General features: G+C 48.6%; 18 protein-coding genes. 2 read left to right on the top strand and 16 right to left on the bottom strand.

Translation table 11 applies throughout. The features are described 5' to 3' along the window. Position 1: 1 nt before the first annotated feature. From pstC to KF839_RS11900, 14 genes are all read right to left on the bottom strand, one after another. Positions 2–940 (bottom strand): phosphate ABC transporter permease subunit PstC, encoded by a 939-nt coding sequence (pstC, locus tag KF839_RS11965; protein ID WP_292918078.1) that lies wholly within the window; start codon positions 938–940, stop codon positions 2–4. Between the two features lie 106 nt (positions 941–1,046). Further along, positions 1,047–2,090, bottom strand: a complete 1,044-nt coding sequence (pstS, locus tag KF839_RS11960) for a phosphate ABC transporter substrate-binding protein PstS (RefSeq protein ID WP_292918077.1) — start codon at positions 2,088–2,090, stop codon at positions 1,047–1,049. Between the two features lie 308 nt (positions 2,091–2,398). Further along, the gene (locus tag KF839_RS11955) at positions 2,399–2,674 is read right to left on the bottom strand and encodes a hypothetical protein (protein WP_292918076.1); all 276 of its coding nucleotides are present in this window, start codon (positions 2,672–2,674) and stop codon (positions 2,399–2,401) included. Positions 2,675–3,028: 354 nt separating this feature from the next. After that, entirely contained in the window at positions 3,029–4,630 is a 1,602-nt protein-coding gene (locus tag KF839_RS11950; RefSeq protein ID WP_292918075.1) for a hypothetical protein, read from the bottom strand. Between the two features lie 421 nt (positions 4,631–5,051). Then, positions 5,052–6,467, bottom strand: a complete 1,416-nt coding sequence (locus KF839_RS11945; RefSeq protein WP_292918074.1) for an esterase-like activity of phytase family protein — start codon at positions 6,465–6,467, stop codon at positions 5,052–5,054. A gap of 250 nt (positions 6,468–6,717) precedes the next feature. After that, on the bottom strand, positions 6,718–6,996 hold the full coding sequence (locus tag KF839_RS11940) for a hypothetical protein (protein WP_292918073.1): 279 nt from the start codon (positions 6,994–6,996) through the stop codon (positions 6,718–6,720). A gap of 148 nt (positions 6,997–7,144) precedes the next feature. Then, complete coding sequence (locus KF839_RS11935) at positions 7,145–8,092, bottom strand: bile acid:sodium symporter family protein (RefSeq protein ID WP_292918072.1); 948 nt, start codon at positions 8,090–8,092, stop codon at positions 7,145–7,147. 205 nt (positions 8,093–8,297) lie between these two features. Further along, positions 8,298–11,504, bottom strand: coding sequence for a TonB-dependent receptor domain-containing protein (locus tag KF839_RS11930; protein WP_292918071.1), 3,207 nt, complete (start codon positions 11,502–11,504; stop codon positions 8,298–8,300). Positions 11,505–11,621: 117 nt separating this feature from the next. Further along, entirely contained in the window at positions 11,622–12,794 is a 1,173-nt protein-coding gene (locus KF839_RS11925; protein WP_292918070.1) for a tetratricopeptide repeat protein, read from the bottom strand. A 9-nt stretch (positions 12,795–12,803) separates the two neighbouring features. Then, positions 12,804–13,445, bottom strand: a complete 642-nt coding sequence (locus KF839_RS11920; RefSeq protein ID WP_292918069.1) for an energy transducer TonB — start codon at positions 13,443–13,445, stop codon at positions 12,804–12,806. Next, positions 13,445–13,849 (bottom strand): ExbD/TolR family protein, encoded by a 405-nt coding sequence (locus KF839_RS11915; RefSeq protein WP_292918068.1) that lies wholly within the window; start codon positions 13,847–13,849, stop codon positions 13,445–13,447. Before KF839_RS11915 ends, KF839_RS11920 begins: the two co-directional genes overlap by 1 nt. Continuing rightward, positions 13,839–14,480, bottom strand: coding sequence for a MotA/TolQ/ExbB proton channel family protein (locus tag KF839_RS11910; RefSeq protein ID WP_292918067.1), 642 nt, complete (start codon positions 14,478–14,480; stop codon positions 13,839–13,841). Before KF839_RS11910 ends, KF839_RS11915 begins: the two co-directional genes overlap by 11 nt. Beyond that, positions 14,473–15,966 (bottom strand): MotA/TolQ/ExbB proton channel family protein, encoded by a 1,494-nt coding sequence (locus tag KF839_RS11905; RefSeq protein WP_292918066.1) that lies wholly within the window; start codon positions 15,964–15,966, stop codon positions 14,473–14,475. The genes KF839_RS11910 and KF839_RS11905 overlap by 8 nt, the downstream gene beginning before the upstream one ends. Then, positions 15,963–16,784 (bottom strand): DUF3450 domain-containing protein, encoded by an 822-nt coding sequence (locus KF839_RS11900; protein ID WP_292918065.1) that lies wholly within the window; start codon positions 16,782–16,784, stop codon positions 15,963–15,965. Before KF839_RS11900 ends, KF839_RS11905 begins: the two co-directional genes overlap by 4 nt. Positions 16,785–17,002: 218 nt before the next feature. Between KF839_RS11900 and KF839_RS11895 the strand changes: the two genes are divergently transcribed. Further along, positions 17,003–17,419 carry a DUF3617 domain-containing protein gene (locus tag KF839_RS11895; protein ID WP_292918064.1) on the top strand — a complete coding sequence of 139 codons (417 nt, stop codon included), beginning with the start codon at positions 17,003–17,005 and terminating at the stop codon, positions 17,417–17,419. A gap of 559 nt (positions 17,420–17,978) precedes the next feature. Here the strand turns inward: KF839_RS11895 and KF839_RS11890 are convergent. Continuing rightward, positions 17,979–18,815 (bottom strand): CPBP family intramembrane glutamic endopeptidase, encoded by an 837-nt coding sequence (locus KF839_RS11890; RefSeq protein ID WP_292918063.1) that lies wholly within the window; start codon positions 18,813–18,815, stop codon positions 17,979–17,981. A 63-nt stretch (positions 18,816–18,878) separates the two neighbouring features. Next, a complete protein-coding gene (locus tag KF839_RS14900) occupies positions 18,879–19,127 on the bottom strand; it encodes an integrase core domain-containing protein (protein WP_416362366.1) in 249 nt (82 codons plus the stop codon). Between KF839_RS14900 and KF839_RS14895 the strand changes: the two genes are divergently transcribed. After that, a partial coding sequence (locus KF839_RS14895) for a hypothetical protein (protein WP_416362368.1) occupies positions 19,033–19,355 on the top strand: 323 nt, incomplete at its 3' end. The genes KF839_RS14900 and KF839_RS14895 overlap by 95 nt on opposite strands.

The raw sequence follows: 19,355 nt of genomic DNA, 5'->3' as shown, positions 1-19,355 counted from the left end.
CCTAAGCAGTGACGCCTTCGCGTTTCTTCAGTTGCATCAACAACAGCTTGGAGCATGCCAGCACTACAAACGTGATGACAAACAATATCAACCCCAACGCAATCAATGCCGAGGTATACAACTCGCCGTCGGCCTCGGTGAATTCATTCGCCAACGCCGAAGCAATACTGTTTCCCGGCATAAACAATGATGCATGCAATTGGTGGGCGTTGCCGATCACAAATGTTACCGCCATGGTTTCACCCAAGGCCCGCCCCAATCCGAGCATAATGCCGCCGATGACGCCGGATTTGGTATAAGGCAAGACAATATTCCAAAGCACTTCCCAAGTGGTAGCACCGAATGCATACGCCGATTCCTTCAGCATCGGCGGCACGATTTCGAAGACATCGCGCATGACCGCCGCAATGAAAGGAATCACCATAATAGCCAGGATAATTCCCGCAGTGAGCATGCCGATTCCCATGAAAGCGCCTTCAAACAGCAACCCGATCCCTGGCAAATGCCCCAATGTTTCTTGCAACCAAGGTTGGACTGTGGCTGCGAAGAACGGAGCGAACACAAACAATCCCCACATGCCGTAAATGATGCTGGGAATACCGGCCAGCAGCTCGATCGCGACACCCAACGGGCGGCGTAGCCACAACGGCGATAACTCAGTCAAGAACAGCGCAATACCAAAGCTTACCGGAATGCCGATGGCCAGCGCGATTATCGAAGAAATCACGGTTCCGACAATTGGCACCAGCGCTCCGAAGCGCTCGGCGACAGGATTCCAATCCGCACTGGCGATAAATCCCGGACCAAAAACCTTCAATGCCGGCATGCTGCCAATAATCAAAGAAATGATGATCGCTACCAGCAATACCAATACGACCACGGTAAAAAACCAGGTCGTTCTACGAAATATCGCGTCCAATAACCGTTGTTTCGTCAACATTGCAGAATTATCGAAGCCACTATTTAGTCATACCGGAAACAAAACATACATGCGGATTCTTAAAGCCGGAACTGCAAGCTCTGCTGCCACCGCACCACCTTGATAGTCATTGCCCGCCGGAGTAGATCTGCTGTCCATCTTTCCCTTTCACATTGACCGACCAGGATCCTTTTACCTGCTTCACCAGACTGTCAGGTAACGGCACATAATCGAGATCAAGCGCCATGGCACCGCCGGAAGCATAGGCCCACTCGAAAAATTTAAGCACTGCCAGCGCCTGCCCCGGCTTATTCTGAACCTTGTGCATCAACACAAAGGTAGCACCGGTGATCGGCCAGCTTTCCAAGCCCGGCTTGTTCGTGAGGATTTCATAAAAACCAGCGCTATTCCATTGCGCATTGGCCGCGGCAGCCCTGAAATTCCCCTCCATCGGCGTTACATAAGCGCCATCCGGATTCTGCAATTGCACATAATTCATCCGGCCCTGCTTAATATAAGCGGCTTCGACATAACCAATCGAATTTTTTATCTGCTTGACGAAATTAGCGACGCCTTCATTGCCTTTACCACCGGTCCCGATCGGCCACGCCACGGAAACATCCGCACCCACGCTTTCTTTCCATGCCGGACTCACTTTGCTCAAGTAATCGGTAAACAAAAAGGTTGTGCCGGAACCATCGGCCCGATGCACCACGGCGATATTGCTTGCGGGCAGGCTAAGTCCGGTATTCAGGCTCGCAATAGCAGGATCGTTCCAGCGTTTTATTTTTCCCAGAAAAATATCAGCCAGCACTTCACCGGTTAATTTCAACTGCCCTTGCTGGATGCCTTCCAGATTAATGACCGGCGCAACTCCGCCCAAAACGGTTGGAAACTGCGCCAAACCGGACTTCTCCAATTCCTCCGGCGATAGCGGTTTATCCGATGCGCCAAAATCAACCGTGCCGGCTTTGATTTGCTTGATACCGCCGCCGGAACCGATGGATTGATAATTCAACCGGATACCGGTTGCCTTATGATAAGCATCCGCCCACTTGGCATAAATCGGATAGGGAAAAGTCGCCCCCGCACCGGTAATATCGGCTGCACTAGCGGCGGCCGTGAACCACATCCCGATTGCAAACAACACGGCATTAACCGGTAATTTCATACCTTCTTCTCCTGTTTAACCAGCGACGAATAGAACTCGGATGAGATGAAATAGTAACCTGTGATTGTGACAAACTGATGACGCACGGATTACAGTGGAATTCCTCCCAACGGCTGCCAGCAGGGCGCTGACTGGGAGGTGCGGAAGTGAAAGGTGAAAAACATCAAACCCAATTCAACACGCTCACGACCTCCAGGATCGTTATGACGCTCTTTGTTGCCAAGGCGCTTGGGTCAAGCGATTCTCTATTTACATAGAAGGGAACATCGTGCTTTATGAGCAGCAGACATCGTACAAACTTCCGAACATCAAAATTCGCATACCTGATCACGTTCAATCTGTGAACTATTGCGCTGCGATAACTGGTGCCGGTGATTCAGCAGCCGACCTTTGGGCTTGTTCATAGTGATGCCTGTCAGCAGATAAGCAGAATAAAGGTAGAAGCCTAAGAAAAGGCTTGATATGCCCTCCCAATCGACCACCATTTCGTAAAATGCAACACCCGCAGTAACACCAGCAGCAATACTTAACAACACCAGACACATACATGCAACCACGCGAGCCGTTAGACTATCAATTTGCATACACAACCCTCACCTTGAATTTAAACCGAAGCACAGAACGCATTCCAAACATCAATAGCAACGCTAAAGCACCTAAGCGGCATAGGCAGAGTATTGGCTTTGGATAGCTTTTTCCCAACTTGCGGCTATTGGAAATAACTTGCTTTACATTGTGCTAATTTACCGACCCAACATGAAATAACGATGTCAGTCCAATGAATTTTTGATGAACGCGCAATGACATCGTTTTTTCGCTTCGATAACCGCAATGAAAAAATCGCTGGCACCCGGAAGGTGAAACCAGCGATTTTTAAAGTTGATGAGTCAACTTGAATCGTGTAGAAGCAAATTCTTACAACGAATCAATCCAGGTTGTTAAAACGGAAATGTCCATTCTTTGGTCCAATCGTCGCTGGCATCCTTGAAGGCGCCGATGAAATCAACTGTATCAAAGAAAGGATCGGTGACCGCTGCGCCGCCCAACGTCAGAGGCGATCCACTGGCCGGCAAGTAACCGCTTAAAAGAGGATTTTCCGCTTTATTCTCGGGTTGCGATAAGAACCAATCGCTGACGGAGAAAGTAGCGCCATCACCATCCGCAAAATTATTGTCGCACTGCGCGATCGAATTACGGATCGTCAATTCGCCCGTCAAGCTTCCTGGAGAACCTGCATTGATATAGGTAGAAGCACTGTCAATGCGAATACATTCCGGAGAACCGGTAATAACTGTGTTCCAAATATTCGCAGCGGTACCACGGCGCAGCAAAATACCTTGGGTCGCGCCGGTATCGTTACGGCCAATGATGGTGAAATTGGATAAAACCGGGTGAGCGCGAGGCAAACTGTCATGATTTTTTTCATTATTGTCGGCTTCGATGCCTCGGTCACCAATACCGGGAGATTGCTTGATTAAAACAAATTGCGCGCGGCCTTTAAAACCGCTCGTCCAATCAAAAGCGTCATCACGATTGTCGGTTAATACCAAGTGTTTCATTTGCACCGTACCGCCGAACATTTCCACACCGTCATCCAATCCTGAGTGAACTTGCACATAATTGATCACTGTTCCCGAGCCAACACCCATCAGCGTTAAACCGTTAAGTTCTTCATCCGGACGCACGGCGAATCCTGCGAATAGAACTTGCACATATTTAAGGATCCCGCTGTTATCCGTTTCGTTATTACCGCCGAAAAACTCTGATGTAATCGCTTCAAACGGCGCTTCACAGAGAGCCACGCCCACATTACACCCATTGATCGGCGCATTACCTGCGATGAGCAAACCGCCCCACTCTCCGGGTGATTGCTGCAACGGCCCCGTCATTACGATCGGGTTATCCGGCGTGCCTTCCGCCATAATTTTGGAGCCGCGTCGAATAAATAGATAATCAGCTCCCGATTGACCGAAAATTTTGGTGCCGGGATTAACGGTGATCGTTGCGCTCTGTTTATTATCGCCACCGATATAAACACCGCCCGACAATATCCAGTTGATATTTTTGGTCAATGTAACATTCGTTGTGATTTCTCCACTCAACACGCAGGAGCCAGTTCCCGGACCGGCAGTTGCAAAACTGGGACAGCCTTGAAATGCGTTATTAGCAAGTTGTTCCACCGAAAAACGTAGAGGATTCGACCCCGGAACAACTTTCAATTTGACGTAGAAATCATCAGCACCCACGACAACCGACGGAACATGCACTGCGCTGGTGTCGGGGTCAAACACATTTCTTTGCCCGGTTATAGCGGAAATCGGATCCGCTGATACCAACTCCAATCCATCGCCGACCAACCTCAATTGCGCACGATAAAACGCAGAAGATCCGGCGCCTAATACTTCCACAACCGGCATATCGACGATACCTGTTCCCGGATCAAACGTCGCTGTCGCAGCATAGCCGCCCGATGCAGCCATACATAAAAAAATCGTTGATGTAATTATTATTTTTTCTTTTATTTTATTCAATTTGAACATGATTTACCCACCTCCAAGTATTTATATTAGGATAGGGCAAATCTAGCAGGGCAATATGACAGCGGTATGACATCTACATGTAAATGCATGCTTGTATCAGCATATAGAAGCCATGAAACATGCCGCCGGATACTTTTCTGAAAGTTCGGTTTCAGCGTTTTTATTTTCCGGATCCAAGTTTAATTGGATTCAGAGCAACCGGTAAATCCAGAATCGGAGAACCCGGGATCCATCGATTGCCATTCCGCAGTCTTAATTTCCGATTTCAAAAATGGAGACCTTTGCACGGTGTCATGAGCGGTGCGAGAATAAGGCAAAAATTTGCGAAAAAGCGGAGCTCACACGGGGTAATGAGCATTTTTCGCAAATTTTTAACGCAATTATCGTGCCGCGTAGTAACTGTGCAAAGGTCTCAAATGTTTTATTTTCTACGGCTCGCCGAAAATCCTATCAAACCGAGCCCCACCAAGAGTATCGCGTAAGTCTGAGGTTCGGGCACTGCCGAAACAACTTGCGGGAGATAAGTGGATCCGCCTAAATCAGTATCTTTAAATCCAATCACGAGAAACTTATTATCTCCGGCGATAGCTGCGAAATCATTATCATTGGTCAAAATAAGCGTGTGATAGGTATCAACCCCCACAGTAACATCATCACCAAAAGCCGCGCCTTCCAGCTTAGCTGGTATCTCCGCATCGGTAATACCGTTGGCATTCAGCAGAGCCCGGATATCGAGGAACAAACTTTTATCCGCATGACCTTGATTGGCTAATAAATCCGCCTCGCCACTCAGAGCGGCAACATCGGTGGCGCCTGCTAAATCAACTTTCCACAGTTGCTTGATGGCAGCATTTGAACCATCGCCCAATCCCTTGCCATCTCTCTCCAGCACCAAGAATTCATGATTGTTGAGCGCAAGTATCTCGCTGCTGTTGTAATTTTTGGAACCGATACGATTGTCATACGCAAACTCATGCGTTGCACCTGTGGCAATGTCCACCGTAACGATACGATTCATCCGCCCGCCGTCGCCGCCGTCTTGCAGCAGCGGACTCTGCATGAAACCGAATAGCGTTGAGCCATCCGGGGAAATCGCAAGTCCTTCCATCCCTTTATTCGCAACCCGTCCGATCGTATTGCCGCTGATTTCCAAGGAACCGGACGAATTAAGGCTGTTAACCGCTAAATTATCCGGTAACGCAAAGGATCGCACCCGTTCGCCGGTAAAGCGATCGAACTGATAAATATAAGGACCATACTCATCGGAAACAAAAACACTTTTACCGTCATTCGAGACGCGGATGCCTTCCGGATCAAAACGTGCATTATCCGGATTGAGTGAATTGCCTATCGCAAAATTATCCGAACGCCCGGTGAAGTAATAACTTGTTGCTGTATTTACCGCCGGAGCGGCGCCAGCTGCATACGCCAGCGGCGTAGCGCTTGAAAGCAAAGTTGTGCCGCTCAAGGTCGTTGTAACCGTCAAAGGTAAGGTGGTACCCGGTGAATAGCTCAACCCGATGGTATGAAAACGGGCAATAAAGGAAACCGTGTTATCGACACTACCGCCGCCGATATAATCGAGCGCATTCGGACCACGATCCGGTAATGCCAAGAATGTGTTGTTACCCGCATACGCAATACCTGAACCCAATCCGCCCAGAATGTTCGCAGCCAACCCATTTTCGAGTGTACCGCTTAAGCCGGACAGGTCACTGCCATTGGGAAGACTGCCTATGCCCAGTAAAACCGGTGCTGCATTTGTGGCTGATGCCGTCAGCATTAGGGTGATGAGAAGAAACGAAGCTATTTTGGGATTTTGATGTAAGAATGACATGACTTTTTCCTTCGATGTTTAATTAAATATTTCCATTGACCTGATAAATTCAGGTATTGGAAAACAAAATTTTTGCACGAAGGTGTGACGTCTATATGACAACACCATGTAAAGCCCAAGCTACACAACCCAATGTCTTTACATCGAAATCATTGTCAAGAGAAGCATGGTGCACGTCTCTTGATTTCTGGCGGATTGAATCGGGAAAAACCCTGAATGGTCATTATTTCGAGTACTGTCCAGAGTCCCATCAAAAACGCGACCAGTGATCGGCAACGATCTGCCCGTTCTCGATCAAAAAACGATAGTTGTAATCATCGATTCGATAAAACCAGATTTCCCGCCTGATATAGACAATCCCGCCAAAAGCTCTGGTTTGAATCATTCCCAAATCGGTTCTTAGATGCGGTTCTCCCATATTGACGATCAACTTGTCGGCCAAATCACCTTTGGAAATGATATTGCCGTTCGGCGCACGAAAACCGCACAACAGCAATACGGCAAGAATGATGATAAATCGCTTGGTCATGAAGAGCTCCTTGCTAACTGATAATGTTGTTAAATATCATGGCTGTTAACAACATTAATCCGGGCTCGATTAATACACGCTGAACGGTAAGAATGGCGATCACCAACCGAGCAAAATAAACATACTCACCTGGTAAGCGATCGATACTTTACTTTTCTGATTCGATTCGCTCGGAAGTGATGGGTCGTATCCGCCACAGTACCGCGAGCAAACTGCCGATCAACGAATGCATCACGGCAGATACCGCCCCTGCTACCGGCGCCAATGGCAGCATCGGAAAGGCCTGTTTGGCCAACACAATCGACAAGCCGGAATTTTGCATGCCGACTTCGACCGCAATGGTGCGGGCACTACGATTATGGCACCCCAGAAATCTTGCAAAATGATAACCGATCAAAAAACCGCACCCATGCAACATCAGCGTCGCCAGTAACAGCTCGGCACCATACTGCAAGATCGACTCCGCTTGCGCCGCAAATACGATGGCGCAGATAATGCAAACACCGAATACCGAAAATAGTGGCGCAACCGGCAACACCTTTTGCACCCAATGCGGCATCCAACGGTTAAGTAAAATTCCCAAAACAATCGGCACTACCACCACTTGCAACGTCTGCTTGAACAACATCCAAGTATCCACCGGCACCAAAGCTCCCGCGAACAACTGCGTCAGCAACGGCGTCAACACCACGGCCGCCAACGTGGAACACACCGTCATCACCACCGACAACGCGACATCGGCTTTGGCGATGTACGTCACTAAATTAGAAGCGGTGCCACCGGGACAACAACCCACCAGTATCAATCCAACCGCAAAATGCGACGGCAATTCCAGTAAATGAGCGATCCCCCAGGCAAGCAGCGGCATAATGGAAAACTGTGCAGCAAAACCGATCGCAACGGCTCTCGGCATTTGAGTGATTCTGCGGAAATCGTCGAAGGTGAGCGTCAACCCCATGCAGAGCATCACAAAGCCGAGGATCAATACCACCACCGACCCTTGATTCAGAAACATCCACCCCGTCGGCCAAATCAACGCCGTCGCACAGATTAGAATCATCCAGAGGGGAAACAGCAGGGTCAATTTTTGCAGCATGTCAGCTTTCTACCCAAAGCAGAACATCGCCAAATCGTAATCGATCGACGAACAAGCAAGCTTGTGCAATAGCCATCATCCATTTAGCCCAAATCATCAGTTACTCTATAATAAAATGTCCGTACGATCGTGAAATCCGGCGACACTTTACAGGATGTTTAGGTCGAGTAGTGAATCAATACATGACTATTGAGCATAAAATCAATCAATACGCCAACCGCACGCTCAAATTGAAGAAACGTCCGCGACGATACTGACGGGTAACTTCATCACCCTGGGTGATACGAATTTCGGAATCGAGTAAATTTTGCATGGAAACTTGCATCGATAGTCCTTTATACAAATTCTGGCTGAACACAAAATCCAATTGATGCACCGGTTGTTCATATTTATCCGGTGCGCCCAGCACTCCCGCAGCCATGATGCGTTTGCTGGAAACGTTGTATAGCAAGGTCGCTTGCGTTTTCCATTTGGGGTTATCGTAGCCGATTTGAAAGTTGACAATTTGAGCGGAATGGCCTTGCAACGGTCTATCGTTCGTCGTTTGCGCCTTTAAATTTTCTTCATTCAACAGCACGTTCGACGCCGACCAAGTGTAGTTGCCGCCAACGTAAAAATTTTCCAGGAACGGGTGCACAAAATCCAATTTCTTCAACAACTCCACTTCAAACCCGTAGATATTGGCTTTATCAGTATTTTGATAAGTATTGAGTCCGGCGGTGCCCGGCACGGCAACCAATTCAATTGGTTTAGTCAGATCCTTCCAGAAAAACCCGGCGAAGAGGTTTTCCGTCGGCGATAAATAATATTCCCAGCGCAGATCCCAATTGGTGATCGCTGTTTGCTTAAGATTCGGATTACCGACCGTCTCCTGATTGGTATTGATGTCAGTAAAAGGCGCCGACGACAATTCCCGGAAATCCGGTCTGGATAGCGTTTGACTGAAACCGGCGCGAAGCTGCTGTTTATCGGTCAGATGCAAAGTGGCAACCACCGAAGGCAACATATCCACCCGATTCAACCGGGCGGTTGTCGGCGTGTTCGTCAACGTGAACGTATCAACGCGCTGGTCGTTGTTTTCCCAGCGAAGTCCGCCGGTAATATTGAGACGGTCGTACAACAACCAATCCAGTTTTCCATAATAGGAAAGCAGATCCTGTTTTGCGTTGTACCTATCGCTGGGGCGCGTCACTTCACGAAGCTGGAATCCGTTGGTACCGATATACTGAGGCCGCAGTATGCTTTCCAACGATGATTGCGCAAACACCGCCGGGTTAAATCCATCCGGTCCGACAGGAAAATAATTAAAGCGCCGGATACTGGAATCCCTGCTTTTACTCTGGGTTATAAAACCGCTGCCCAATGTGATTTTGTGATGTATCGAAGGCTGCACCGGCAGTTTTCCGTCCACGCGCCAGCTCTGATCTTTATCGACCAAGTCCGCATACATGGTTTGGTTGTTGTCCGCTCTCTGCGCAAAAAAGAAATTGCCTTGCGGGTCCGCATCAAAACGGTAATCACGCGTTTTGGGTTCGTCTCTATTAGCCGTCGCATTGGTATAAAGCCAATTAATGGATAGATCCTTCAGCCAGTCGAATTGATGTTCACCACCCACTTGTGTCATGAGCAGCTGATTGGAGAAAAACTTCAACCGGGTACGGCGGATATCATTGGTTTCCGCATCGGTGAATCCTTGAGATATTCTCGCTTCATCAACCGCCTGCCGCAGAAACATGGTTCTGGCAAACAGCCTGTGCGTATCTTTATATTGCAGTTCCGTCCCGGCATAACCCGTCACATGCAATTCACGAAGCGAGCGTTGCATTTCGAAGTCCTGAATTTTCCTTAAACTGCCGTCCTTGGTATCGGCGGCAACAAATTCGCGGTTGATTTCGTTCTGTTTTCTAAATTCTTGTTTCCAGCCTGCCGCACCGATATACCCCACCCTGAAATCGCCAAATGTGAAGCTATCCCCGATCGAAGCTTGAAGACCGGTATCAGGCGCACGCTTTTTCTGATCGACATCCCACACCCCGGATAAATCCTCGCCAAATTTCTCGATCTGCGCCGGGGTAAATCCGCTCGGATTAAAAACTGTCGCCGGTTTAATGGTCTCACCGTGTCCGGTTGCATTCGCGATCGAATCGGGCAACGCGCGCGCGCCATCGTCGTAACTGGTGAAATCGGTGTGGCCTCCTTTATACGTCAAGCCATCCTTGAACGTCGTGTTGTCATTCAAGCCTGTTTGCAAATTCAAATTAAAGAAAAAAGCATCCGGAATACCACGGGTACGCATCTCCAGCGTACCCCCCGCAAATTCCGCCGGACGATCAGGCGAATAAGTCTTCTGAACCAGCACACTTTCCAGGATATTCGTCGGAAAAAGATCCAGCGGCACCACCCGCCGGGTTGCATCCGGACTGGGAATCGCGGCTCCGTTAACTAATGTCGACGAGAAACGTTCCCCCAAACCACGGATAAAGATGAATTGACCACCAACCAACGTCAACCCGGAAGCCCGTCGCAATGCACTGGCAGCATCGCTATCGCCGTTCCGGCTGAATTGCTCCGCGCCTAATACGGTTGAAACGGATGTGGCCGTTCGTTGTTCTTCAATCACGGAAGCGACAGTCCCGGCAAGATGGGGCTCCAGCACCACATATTCGGCGAGTTCCACTCCAGCGGGCGTCAGTTTAAAACTCAGTTCGGTCGTTTGGTGATCGGCGATTTGGACATCGTCCTGCGTCTGGCTGCTATAAGCGCTGTGCAGCAGCGACACGCTGTAACTTCCCGCCGGAACAGTGGCAGTCACGCGCCCCTGCCCATCGGTTCTGAGTTTTTCTTTCAAGCCGCTCAAAAATACTTGCACGTCCTTAAGCGGTTTCTGCGTTTCCATTGAAAGCACTTGCACCGAAATCACGCCTTCACCCTGCTCTCCCGTTCCAGCAACCGCCGCATCCGTTCCCGCCAGCGTGCCGGCTGCCGAGCTTTCGATATTGAGCAAGGGTTTCTTCTTGCCCGCATAAAAGGTAACCAGAATTTGCACGTTCTCTGCGGCGATCAATGGCAAGTCGAACATAAATTGCTGGCCATCGACCGTGCGGATCGTGAATTGATATTGCCCCGGCGGTAATTTTCCAGCCAGGCTGCCGCTCTCGTTCGTCTTGAGCGGCGCATCGCCGGGTGGCTTCCATGCATAGGATGTGGGCGTGGATTCGAAGATCAGAATGGCGCTCGATTTTTCGAATGATTCGCTGGTAATTAACAACTCGGCATTGGCAACCGGCAATCCGCTTCGAAACAAATGCAGCGAGAATTCCGCTTTTTCTTCATTGCCCCATGCTGAACTATTGAATAAAACAACCAGGAGTAAACAACATATCCGGAAAAACTTTCTTAATTCTATATCCATTCGGCGTAACTAGCCCCTCTCCAAATTCCCTGCAATCACGGTTGGAGATAAAGTTTTGATTTTTAAAAGTTGCAAACGAAGTACGGTTCGTTTATGGCGGGATAATCATTAGATGCTTCAAGCACATTGCCAAGGCTCGGTTTTGCAGATTTCCATCAAGCGCCGCAATTCGGTCGCCTTGCGAAACAGCTCGGCATCCTTGAGATGGTCAAGATGTTTGTTGACTTCAGCAAAACGGCGCGTTGAGAAAAGCGCGTACGCCAACGCATAGCGAACGCTTTGATCTTCCAATAAACCGGTGCGGTACAAGCTGCTTTCCATATTGGCGGCACGCTCGAATTGCTTGAGCGCAAGCAAAATCGATAACCGTTGTTTAAGTTTTACTTTCTGATCCGGAATACTCTCATTCAGCGTTAAAGCTTTATGAAACCGTCCGGCCCGCCGGTAAATTTCCGCCGCTTCCGATTGCAAGGCCGGATTGAGCAATGCTGCTTGCTCCAGAATAAATGCTGCGGAATTTAATTGCCCTTGATCCAGATAAGTATGCGCCAGCAGTTTCGCGACCAATTCGTCATACGGATACTGCAAGCGTGCAATCTCAAGAATTTTGGTCGCTTCCTGAAATTCACGGCTCAACCGCAAAGCATTGCCGAAAGCCACATAATCGGCTGCACTGGCTTTGGAGCGCTGCAAGAATTCCCGGCCCAGTCGGACTGCTTCCTGATAAAGCTCCAACTCGACCAGATAAAATACTTTGCGTTTCAGAAAACGGAAATCGGATGGAAACGCCCGCTGACCATCGTTCAAGGCGTTGATCGCTGCTTCCGGTTGCTGCAGTTGCCAATAGGATTCCGCTTTCAAGCTGATCAACATTGCGTCTTTATTGACCAAATCACCCGCCTTGCTAATCGCACTCACGGTATTGCGGTAATCTTTCAATCCAAAATACGCTTGCGCCAAATAGATAAAAATCGAGCGATCCTGCTGGCCATTTGTGATCGCTAACTGCAAGCTGTCTCTGGCAGCCTCCAAATCGTTCAATCCCAGATACGCAAGTCCTTGTAACGTATAAAACCGCGCCAGATCGGTTTTCTTATTCCCAAGATCGACGCTTTGCAATGCCAGCAACGCCCGATCGTGATGGCCGTCTTTCAACATCACCGCCGCCAGTTCGACAAAATCAGCCGGCGCCGATTTGTTGTCCGTTGCCTGCACCGCGTGTGTGTAACAACTGAACGCTATCGCAAGATAAATAAGGCCATGCACATGCCAAAACGATCGATCTCTCATAGTGTTCTTTTAAGATAAATCAAAGCGGATTCTTTGTTTGGCCCAAACGCGCACGTTATCGCCTTTGTATTTGGCGGGCTCGAAATGCCAGGCGCGGATACCTTGCAACGCCGCGGCATCGAATATGCCGGATGGATTGGATTCCAAGACCTGTACCTGATTGATCGAGCCATCGGCTTCGACCAATACTGAAAGCAGCACATAGCCTTTGATGCCTTTCTTCTTGGCTACCGGTGGATATTTAAACGATCCTCGCGCGATCGGCTTGGGTGGAATATCCACCAGGTCGGCGGTCATGACGGCATTACCGGTTTTGCCAAGCAAGCCATTATCAATATCCCTGGAACCGCTATCCAAACCCAGCGATCCTAAGTCGATACCGGACAAAGCGGTATCCAATCCCTTAAAAGGTGCCGGAGCTCGCGGACGGGAAACCTGCTTTTTGGGCTCCACTTTCTTGATCTCTTTCTTCGGTTCCTGCCTAATTTCCCGGGTCATGGCAATCTCCGTCACCTCCTGCGGTGGCGTTCGCTCAATCTTCCCCAGATAGTGATTCAGGACCACGATCAACGCGAACACCATCGTCACACCGAACCCCATCGATACCACACCGGCTACATGCCGTTTCATCGTCATCGTACTCATCGTCATTACCCCGCTTCTTTTCTCGTTGCCACACCCACGCTCTCAGCGCCCGCCAAGCGCGCTTGATCCACGACTTCCACCAATCGCCCCGCCGGCACACCCTCGTCGGTCACAACCAACACGATTTTGTTGGAAGAAGTACTCAATAAATCCCGTAATTTGCTTTGTATTAACCACAGCCGCACCGCTTCACCGTCGACATAGGTATCGCCGTTGCGATCGATAAACAATCGAATCGCCTTACTGGATGCAGCTACCGCGCTATTGGCTTTGGGTCGCTCCAAATCCAGCTTCATGTCTTTGACAAAAGTCGTGGTCACCATAAAGAAGATCAGCAAGATAAAAACGATGTCGATCAATGGCGCCATGTCGATGGTAGTTTCCGCTTCCGCCGGTTCGTTATTTCGCATCAAGAAGACTCCTGCCGGAAGGTTGAGAATGGTTTTGATGGCACAGCAAATCCTTGATCTGCGACAGATCGAGTTCGATCTGATGTTGCTTCCGTTTCAGGATGCTATGAACGAGCAGCCCCGGAATCGCCACGGTCAATCCCATCTGAGTGGTGAATAATGCTTGTGAAATGCCGCCGGCAATACCGCCGGATTGCGAATGCAAGGTCATGGTCGCTAACGAATCGAAAGTCTCGATCATGCCGATCACCGTACCCAATAATCCAAGCAGCGGCGCAATCAGAATGACGGCGCGCACCAGCACGGCAAACTTTGCGATTTCCCGCTCATATTCGTAAAAAGCCGCATCCAGATGACGGCGCAAGTTTCTGACGCCCCTCCGCTGCAACAGCACGCCTTGCTTAATCGCTCTGGCAACAATACTTTTTGCAGGCTTGTCGTAATGTTGCTGGTAATATCTGAGCAAATCGCGCACCCCCATGGGTTTCGATTCTTTCATGACCCAAAAACGATACCCCAGGCCATACCATAACAACAAAGTGCATAACACCAGCGGTGGCATGACGACACCCCCCGCCGCGAACATTTCCTTGATGATTAATAGATGTTCAGCGGCGCCCATATCAAGCATTACTCATTGCAATCGCGGTTTCATCCACATCGGGCATATTCAATTCATCGATGCCGGCAGGTCCGCCTAAGAAGATATTAATAATCCGCAACGCTGCATGTTCCATATCACGCTTGATATTCTTCGCCCAAGCGGTTAACAAGGAACCCAGCAAGAGCGTCGGAATAGCGACGATCAAACCGATCTGAGTGGTGACCAGCGCAATCGAAATACCATCCGATAACAATTTCGGATCGCCGGTTCCAAATTCGGTAATCATGTCAAAGGTTTCAATCATGCCGGTAACTGTTCCTAGCAAACCCAATAGCGGCGCCACCGATGCAATAACCAGAATAGCCGGACCGAATCGATCCAAAGGCCCCGATTCTTGCAAAATCGCTTCATACACGATGCCTTCCATATGATCGCGATCGTCTTTTAAGTGACGCAGGGTGTAATGCAATACCCGCCCGATTGCTGAGGCGTTGTCTTCGCAGCTTTTTTTCGCGACTTCCAAATCGCCGGAAGCCATTTGTTCAATGATTTGATCGGTCAGTTGTTGGGTATCGGCGCTGTTGGTTCGCAGCAGATAAGCACGTATCATCACCAAAACAACGCCAACCCCGCCCAGTATTACGATCACCCAACCAATTGGGCCGCCTGAATCGATAATGCTCAGCAGTGTTTTCTCCGGTGCTTCATCAATCGAAGTGGAGCGTGATTCGAACAGATACAACTGCAGCACGGCCGGTTGCTCATTTTTACTCAGTGCGGTAGCGCTTTCCGCACCCGCGTTTTTCCATACCTTGAAATCGCCACCGCCCGCGGGCACCAAACTGCCACTACCTTCGGCACTCACGCCGAATGCCGCGATATTACCCAGATGAATCAGCGACCCTCCGGCTTGCTTACCGCTCGCGAGAAAAAAATGACCCGGCTTGGTTTGAATGCTGCCAAGCCTCTGCAATAGCTGTAATGCTTGCTTAAAAATGAAATCGACTTTTTCCGGATCGTTGCCTTTGCCGTCCTTCACTGCCGCAGGCATTTCAATGCCATGATTTTTGAGCGTGAGTTCCGCCTGCAGATAAGTCGTTTCCAATGCATCGTAACGTTCCGATGCGGAAGCTTCCTTGCGTTCCGATTCAGCCAGTTGCGCATTGAGCTGATCTATTTTTGACGAGCGTTCGACTGTGATGCGCTCAAGCGCGATGATTTTTGCATTCAACGTTTGCTCTTCACGTTGCGCGCTGGCCTGGTAATTTCTTAATCGTTCGCTGAGTTCCCGCTTTTGCGCTTCCAGAAATGCATATTCGCGCTTGTACGCAGTCTCCAGATTAATGGCTTCCTGTTTGGCTGAAGATTGCTTCTTGGTTGCTGCTGCGGGCTTCCCTTCCGGCGCGGATACTGTAACGGTTTCCCCCGCACCCTCAGCTTTTTGTTCTTGCGCATTGCCAGGATTAATCCAAGCCAATGCGGATAACAACAAGATGAATCGCAATGTTTTCATTTGTTTAATGGATTCGGTAATTCAAAATAGCCTTGACGTATTTGTTTTTTCAAGGAATCGAACAAATTGCGGATGCGTTCGCGATCAGCGCTGTCACTTACGGTTTCGAATATCCAACCGCCATCCTTGGATCGCCTCGCCATTCCGCTTTGGTTATCCTTGGTTTGAAAGAACATGAAGACCGTTCCAAGTTTGGCGGTATCAACCAGTACTTTCTCGCCATTCAACAAAATCGTTTGCTGGTAAATACCGTTTTCCTTACTCAACCGCACCTCGTCCTCGATCAGCGACCAGGTTTGATTGACGGCTTTACTCGGATCTATTTGCTGATTGATCAGGTTATTTTCCAAATCGCCGATGGCTTTGATACGATCGTCGACTTTAAAGGGAAATCCGCCTTGAATATGGCGCTTGTACTCCGCCAGAGCGGTCAATAACACCGGTTTTAAATGTTCGCCGGATTGCTCGGCTTGTTGGGCGACTACTCCCAGCTTATCAATTGACTGTTGCAGTTTTTCGATACTTAGTTTCTGACGGCGGTCTTCGACGCTTAAATCCGCCAATTGCGAATTAAGCGCGGTCATTTTGCTGCTGTGCTTCTCTTTGTCTATGTCAAGCTGCGATTGCAGCGTTTCCACTTCCCCCCGGATTTTAGCCAGCGATCTCGCAAGATTCTCGATATTGCTCGCCATGACCGGTGATGTAAAAATAAACAGCAACCAACCGCCCCACACTAATGTTTTTTTTGTTATTTGAATCTGCATACTTTCCTCATCAACATTGCCCCGCATACTACAAGCCGGATATTTCATTTTCATGACATTTCAATGTCATTTAATAAAGAAGCGAGTATTCAAAAACCGAATGAGTGCCGAGTATGCGTGTTGCAGCAATCAAAGAAACGCCAGTGGAATATGCACGCGGGCTATAATTGAGAAAACCGTTACATTATTTAAGGCTATTATTTCTTCGTTAATTTTTTACTGTGGCTTTAAAAAATTATCACTTGTCCAATTTATTCAACGCAGAGGGTGAATTGATAAACTATTTAAAAAAAACAATATTTCTGATTACGTTACTGTTCGCATTACCAATTAATGCTCAAGAGTTTCCGAAAGGTAAATGGGAGGTGATGACTCAAACCGTGATACCCCACGTGATGACACCAATGCCGGCTCATAAGGATGTCATCTGCGTGAACGACAAAAACAAAGAGAGGCCGCCCATTGCCGCTCATGAATCATGCGAGTTTTCCAACTACAAAATAGTAGGCAACGGTGCTTCATGGCAAATGAAATGCAAAGGTGAGCTCAACATGAATGGCGCAGGAAGGATCATTTTTAGTGCGAATCAATACAAGGGTTCCGCAATCGTTAAAATGAAAATACCGCAATCAGAACCTATGGAAATAGACCACACCTACACTGGCAAGAGAATCGGTGACTGTAAATGAAAGGCTCATCCCTTGAAATATGTAAAGATCGGATAAGCTGGAACACGATTGAAAGTGTAACTCGACCTTCCGATTGACACGCCACTGATTCAATCTGTTAACCGCCACTATCACCGCCTGCTGTTTCTCTTTCCCGCAGTTTTCCGATGGACTGATTCTTGTGCCAGCAATTACTTAAAACAGGGGAGTTCCTGCCTTGCGGCTGACAGCGATACGGCTGGATTTTGACTAAGCATGATCGGCTGGAAGTAACGGATTGATTTATGAGGGCGATGAGTTTAAATGTAGATAAATGCGAAGTGCTTGTTGCCACCATCGCTTCCACCAGGATTTATGGTCAGCGGATGGTCGGGAATCTGTTTTTCTACCACACAACCGGATGACCTGATCAAGGGCACGCACGATATTGATCAGTATTGCTGCAAAACCGCTTCGGTGAAAGCATCATCGTGGGTAAGCTCGGTCCGGTAAGACCATTGATGACAGGTAGCCACTCAGGACGATCAGCATAAACAGTCATAATTGCAACAAACGGTTTTGCTCAGCCTGACGCGCGTTTTTATAGTTCACCAATTATATCGCTATCCTGAAATATCCCTTTTCGATACAGCGCACATAAATCCATGGTCAACGCGATACTACAGTGAATCATAACACCGAGCCAGATACTTTTGCTTTTTAAGCTTAAAAACCCCAGCACCACGCCGGCGATGATTGCCGCGATGGTTTCCGGCATCGGTTTACCGAAATGGATCATGCAATACGGAATCACCATAACAAAAATGGCATAAAACCCGAAACGCTGTTTGGTGCCGTGCAAAATAAAACCGCGGAAGAAGAATTCCAATGCGAGAAATTGCAGAAAATATACGACCTCCCATATAAAGAAATTGGGAAACAGGCTTTCATTCCTGACTACTGTGTAATACGGGTAGCGGTCGAGAAAGCTCTCGCTTCCGGAAAAATAAAATACCAGCGGCACCATGACTGTCAGCATGCCAAGATAGAGCAGATAACCTTTACCGGCATTCTTCAGTCGCAATCCATACTCGGTCAGGCTTTCCTTGAACACAAATAAAATGATACCCGCCGGTAAAACGAAGTAAAAGAAAATGATCACCGATGCCCAGTAAATCAATTGATGCAATTGCGCATTGGTATGCTGTTGCAGGATATGGCTCATGGCTTGCGCCAAGCCGGTCAACTTTACATCGTACAGAATAGAGATGAGGAATTGAGCATCGCCCAGATAACGCGTGCAAGTAAGGGAAAAAGCGACAATTAAACATACCAACACCACTTTGACGTCAAGCTTACTGATGTTTTCCTGCAAAGACCGTAACGAATTGGTTTCCGACCTCAGAAATACAAAAGAAAAAAGTTTTTTATTGATCATCTTTAATTCTATATATTAATGATTAGTGCCAGAACACATAGGTAGGATCAGGTGTAAGGAATCTCAGGGTTGTCTACGGAGGGGTTGATTAAAATAAGCGTTGAGTATTTCATAAGGAGTGGCATTATTCAAACTCTTATGGGGTTTTACAGTATTGTAGAAGTTAATGAAACGGAAAAGTTGAATGCGACGATCGACACTGTGAGTCGCTCCGGCTTTGGGGCCGGGCGCTACACTTAATGCGGTAACTACAGCCGGGCGATGGAAAGTTTCAATCCTCGCCCGGCTTTGGGGCCGGGCGCTACTGCTCATCGGGGTGATGTCGTTGTCTTTACGATACGTTTCAATCCTCGCCCGGCTTTGGGGCCGGGCGCTACGTAGTCGCCGCCCATTGCCTGTTGACCTCTTCGATGTTTCAATCCTCGCCCGGCTTTGGGGCCGGGCGCTACAGCCGATTAACGCAAAAGCAAGTACGCAAGACGGACTGTTTCAATCCTCGCCCGGCTTTGGGGCCGGGCGCTACCTATTTTGTCGCTGCGG

Origin of the sequence: Nitrosomonas sp. (assembly GCF_019635155.1) — a bacterium.
Lineage (GTDB): Bacteria > Pseudomonadota > Gammaproteobacteria > Burkholderiales > Nitrosomonadaceae > Nitrosomonas.
This window is presented reverse-complemented; position numbering and strand designations above follow the sequence as displayed.

Excerpts from the sequence above, each read along its gene's own strand:
- KF839_RS11945 (WP_292918074.1), bottom strand. The coding sequence starts at position 6,467 with ATGTCATTCTTACATCAAAATCCCAAAATAGCTTCGTTTCTTCTCATC.
- pstS (WP_292918077.1), bottom strand. The coding sequence starts at position 2,090 with ATGAAATTACCGGTTAATGCCGTGTTGTTTGCAATCGGGATGTGGTTC.
- KF839_RS11910 (WP_292918067.1), bottom strand. The coding sequence starts at position 14,480 with ATGCTTGATATGGGCGCCGCTGAACATCTATTAATCATCAAGGAAATG.
- KF839_RS11955 (WP_292918076.1), bottom strand. The coding sequence starts at position 2,674 with ATGCAAATTGATAGTCTAACGGCTCGCGTGGTTGCATGTATGTGTCTG.
- KF839_RS14900 (WP_416362366.1), bottom strand. The coding sequence starts at position 19,127 with ATGAGCAGTAGCGCCCGGCCCCAAAGCCGGGCGAGGATTGAAACTTTC.
- KF839_RS11930 (WP_292918071.1), bottom strand. The coding sequence starts at position 11,504 with ATGGATATAGAATTAAGAAAGTTTTTCCGGATATGTTGTTTACTCCTG.
- pstC (WP_292918078.1), bottom strand. The coding sequence starts at position 940 with ATGTTGACGAAACAACGGTTATTGGACGCGATATTTCGTAGAACGACC.
- KF839_RS11935 (WP_292918072.1), bottom strand. The coding sequence starts at position 8,092 with ATGCTGCAAAAATTGACCCTGCTGTTTCCCCTCTGGATGATTCTAATC.
- KF839_RS11905 (WP_292918066.1), bottom strand. The coding sequence starts at position 15,966 with ATGAAAACATTGCGATTCATCTTGTTGTTATCCGCATTGGCTTGGATT.
- KF839_RS11900 (WP_292918065.1), bottom strand. The coding sequence starts at position 16,784 with ATGAAAATGAAATATCCGGCTTGTAGTATGCGGGGCAATGTTGATGAG.
- KF839_RS11950 (WP_292918075.1), bottom strand. The coding sequence starts at position 4,630 with ATGTTCAAATTGAATAAAATAAAAGAAAAAATAATAATTACATCAACG.
- KF839_RS11890 (WP_292918063.1), bottom strand. The coding sequence starts at position 18,815 with ATGATCAATAAAAAACTTTTTTCTTTTGTATTTCTGAGGTCGGAAACC.
- KF839_RS11915 (WP_292918068.1), bottom strand. The coding sequence starts at position 13,849 with ATGCGAAATAACGAACCGGCGGAAGCGGAAACTACCATCGACATGGCG.
- KF839_RS11940 (WP_292918073.1), bottom strand. The coding sequence starts at position 6,996 with ATGACCAAGCGATTTATCATCATTCTTGCCGTATTGCTGTTGTGCGGT.
- KF839_RS11920 (WP_292918069.1), bottom strand. The coding sequence starts at position 13,445 with ATGACGATGAGTACGATGACGATGAAACGGCATGTAGCCGGTGTGGTA.
- KF839_RS11925 (WP_292918070.1), bottom strand. The coding sequence starts at position 12,794 with ATGAGAGATCGATCGTTTTGGCATGTGCATGGCCTTATTTATCTTGCG.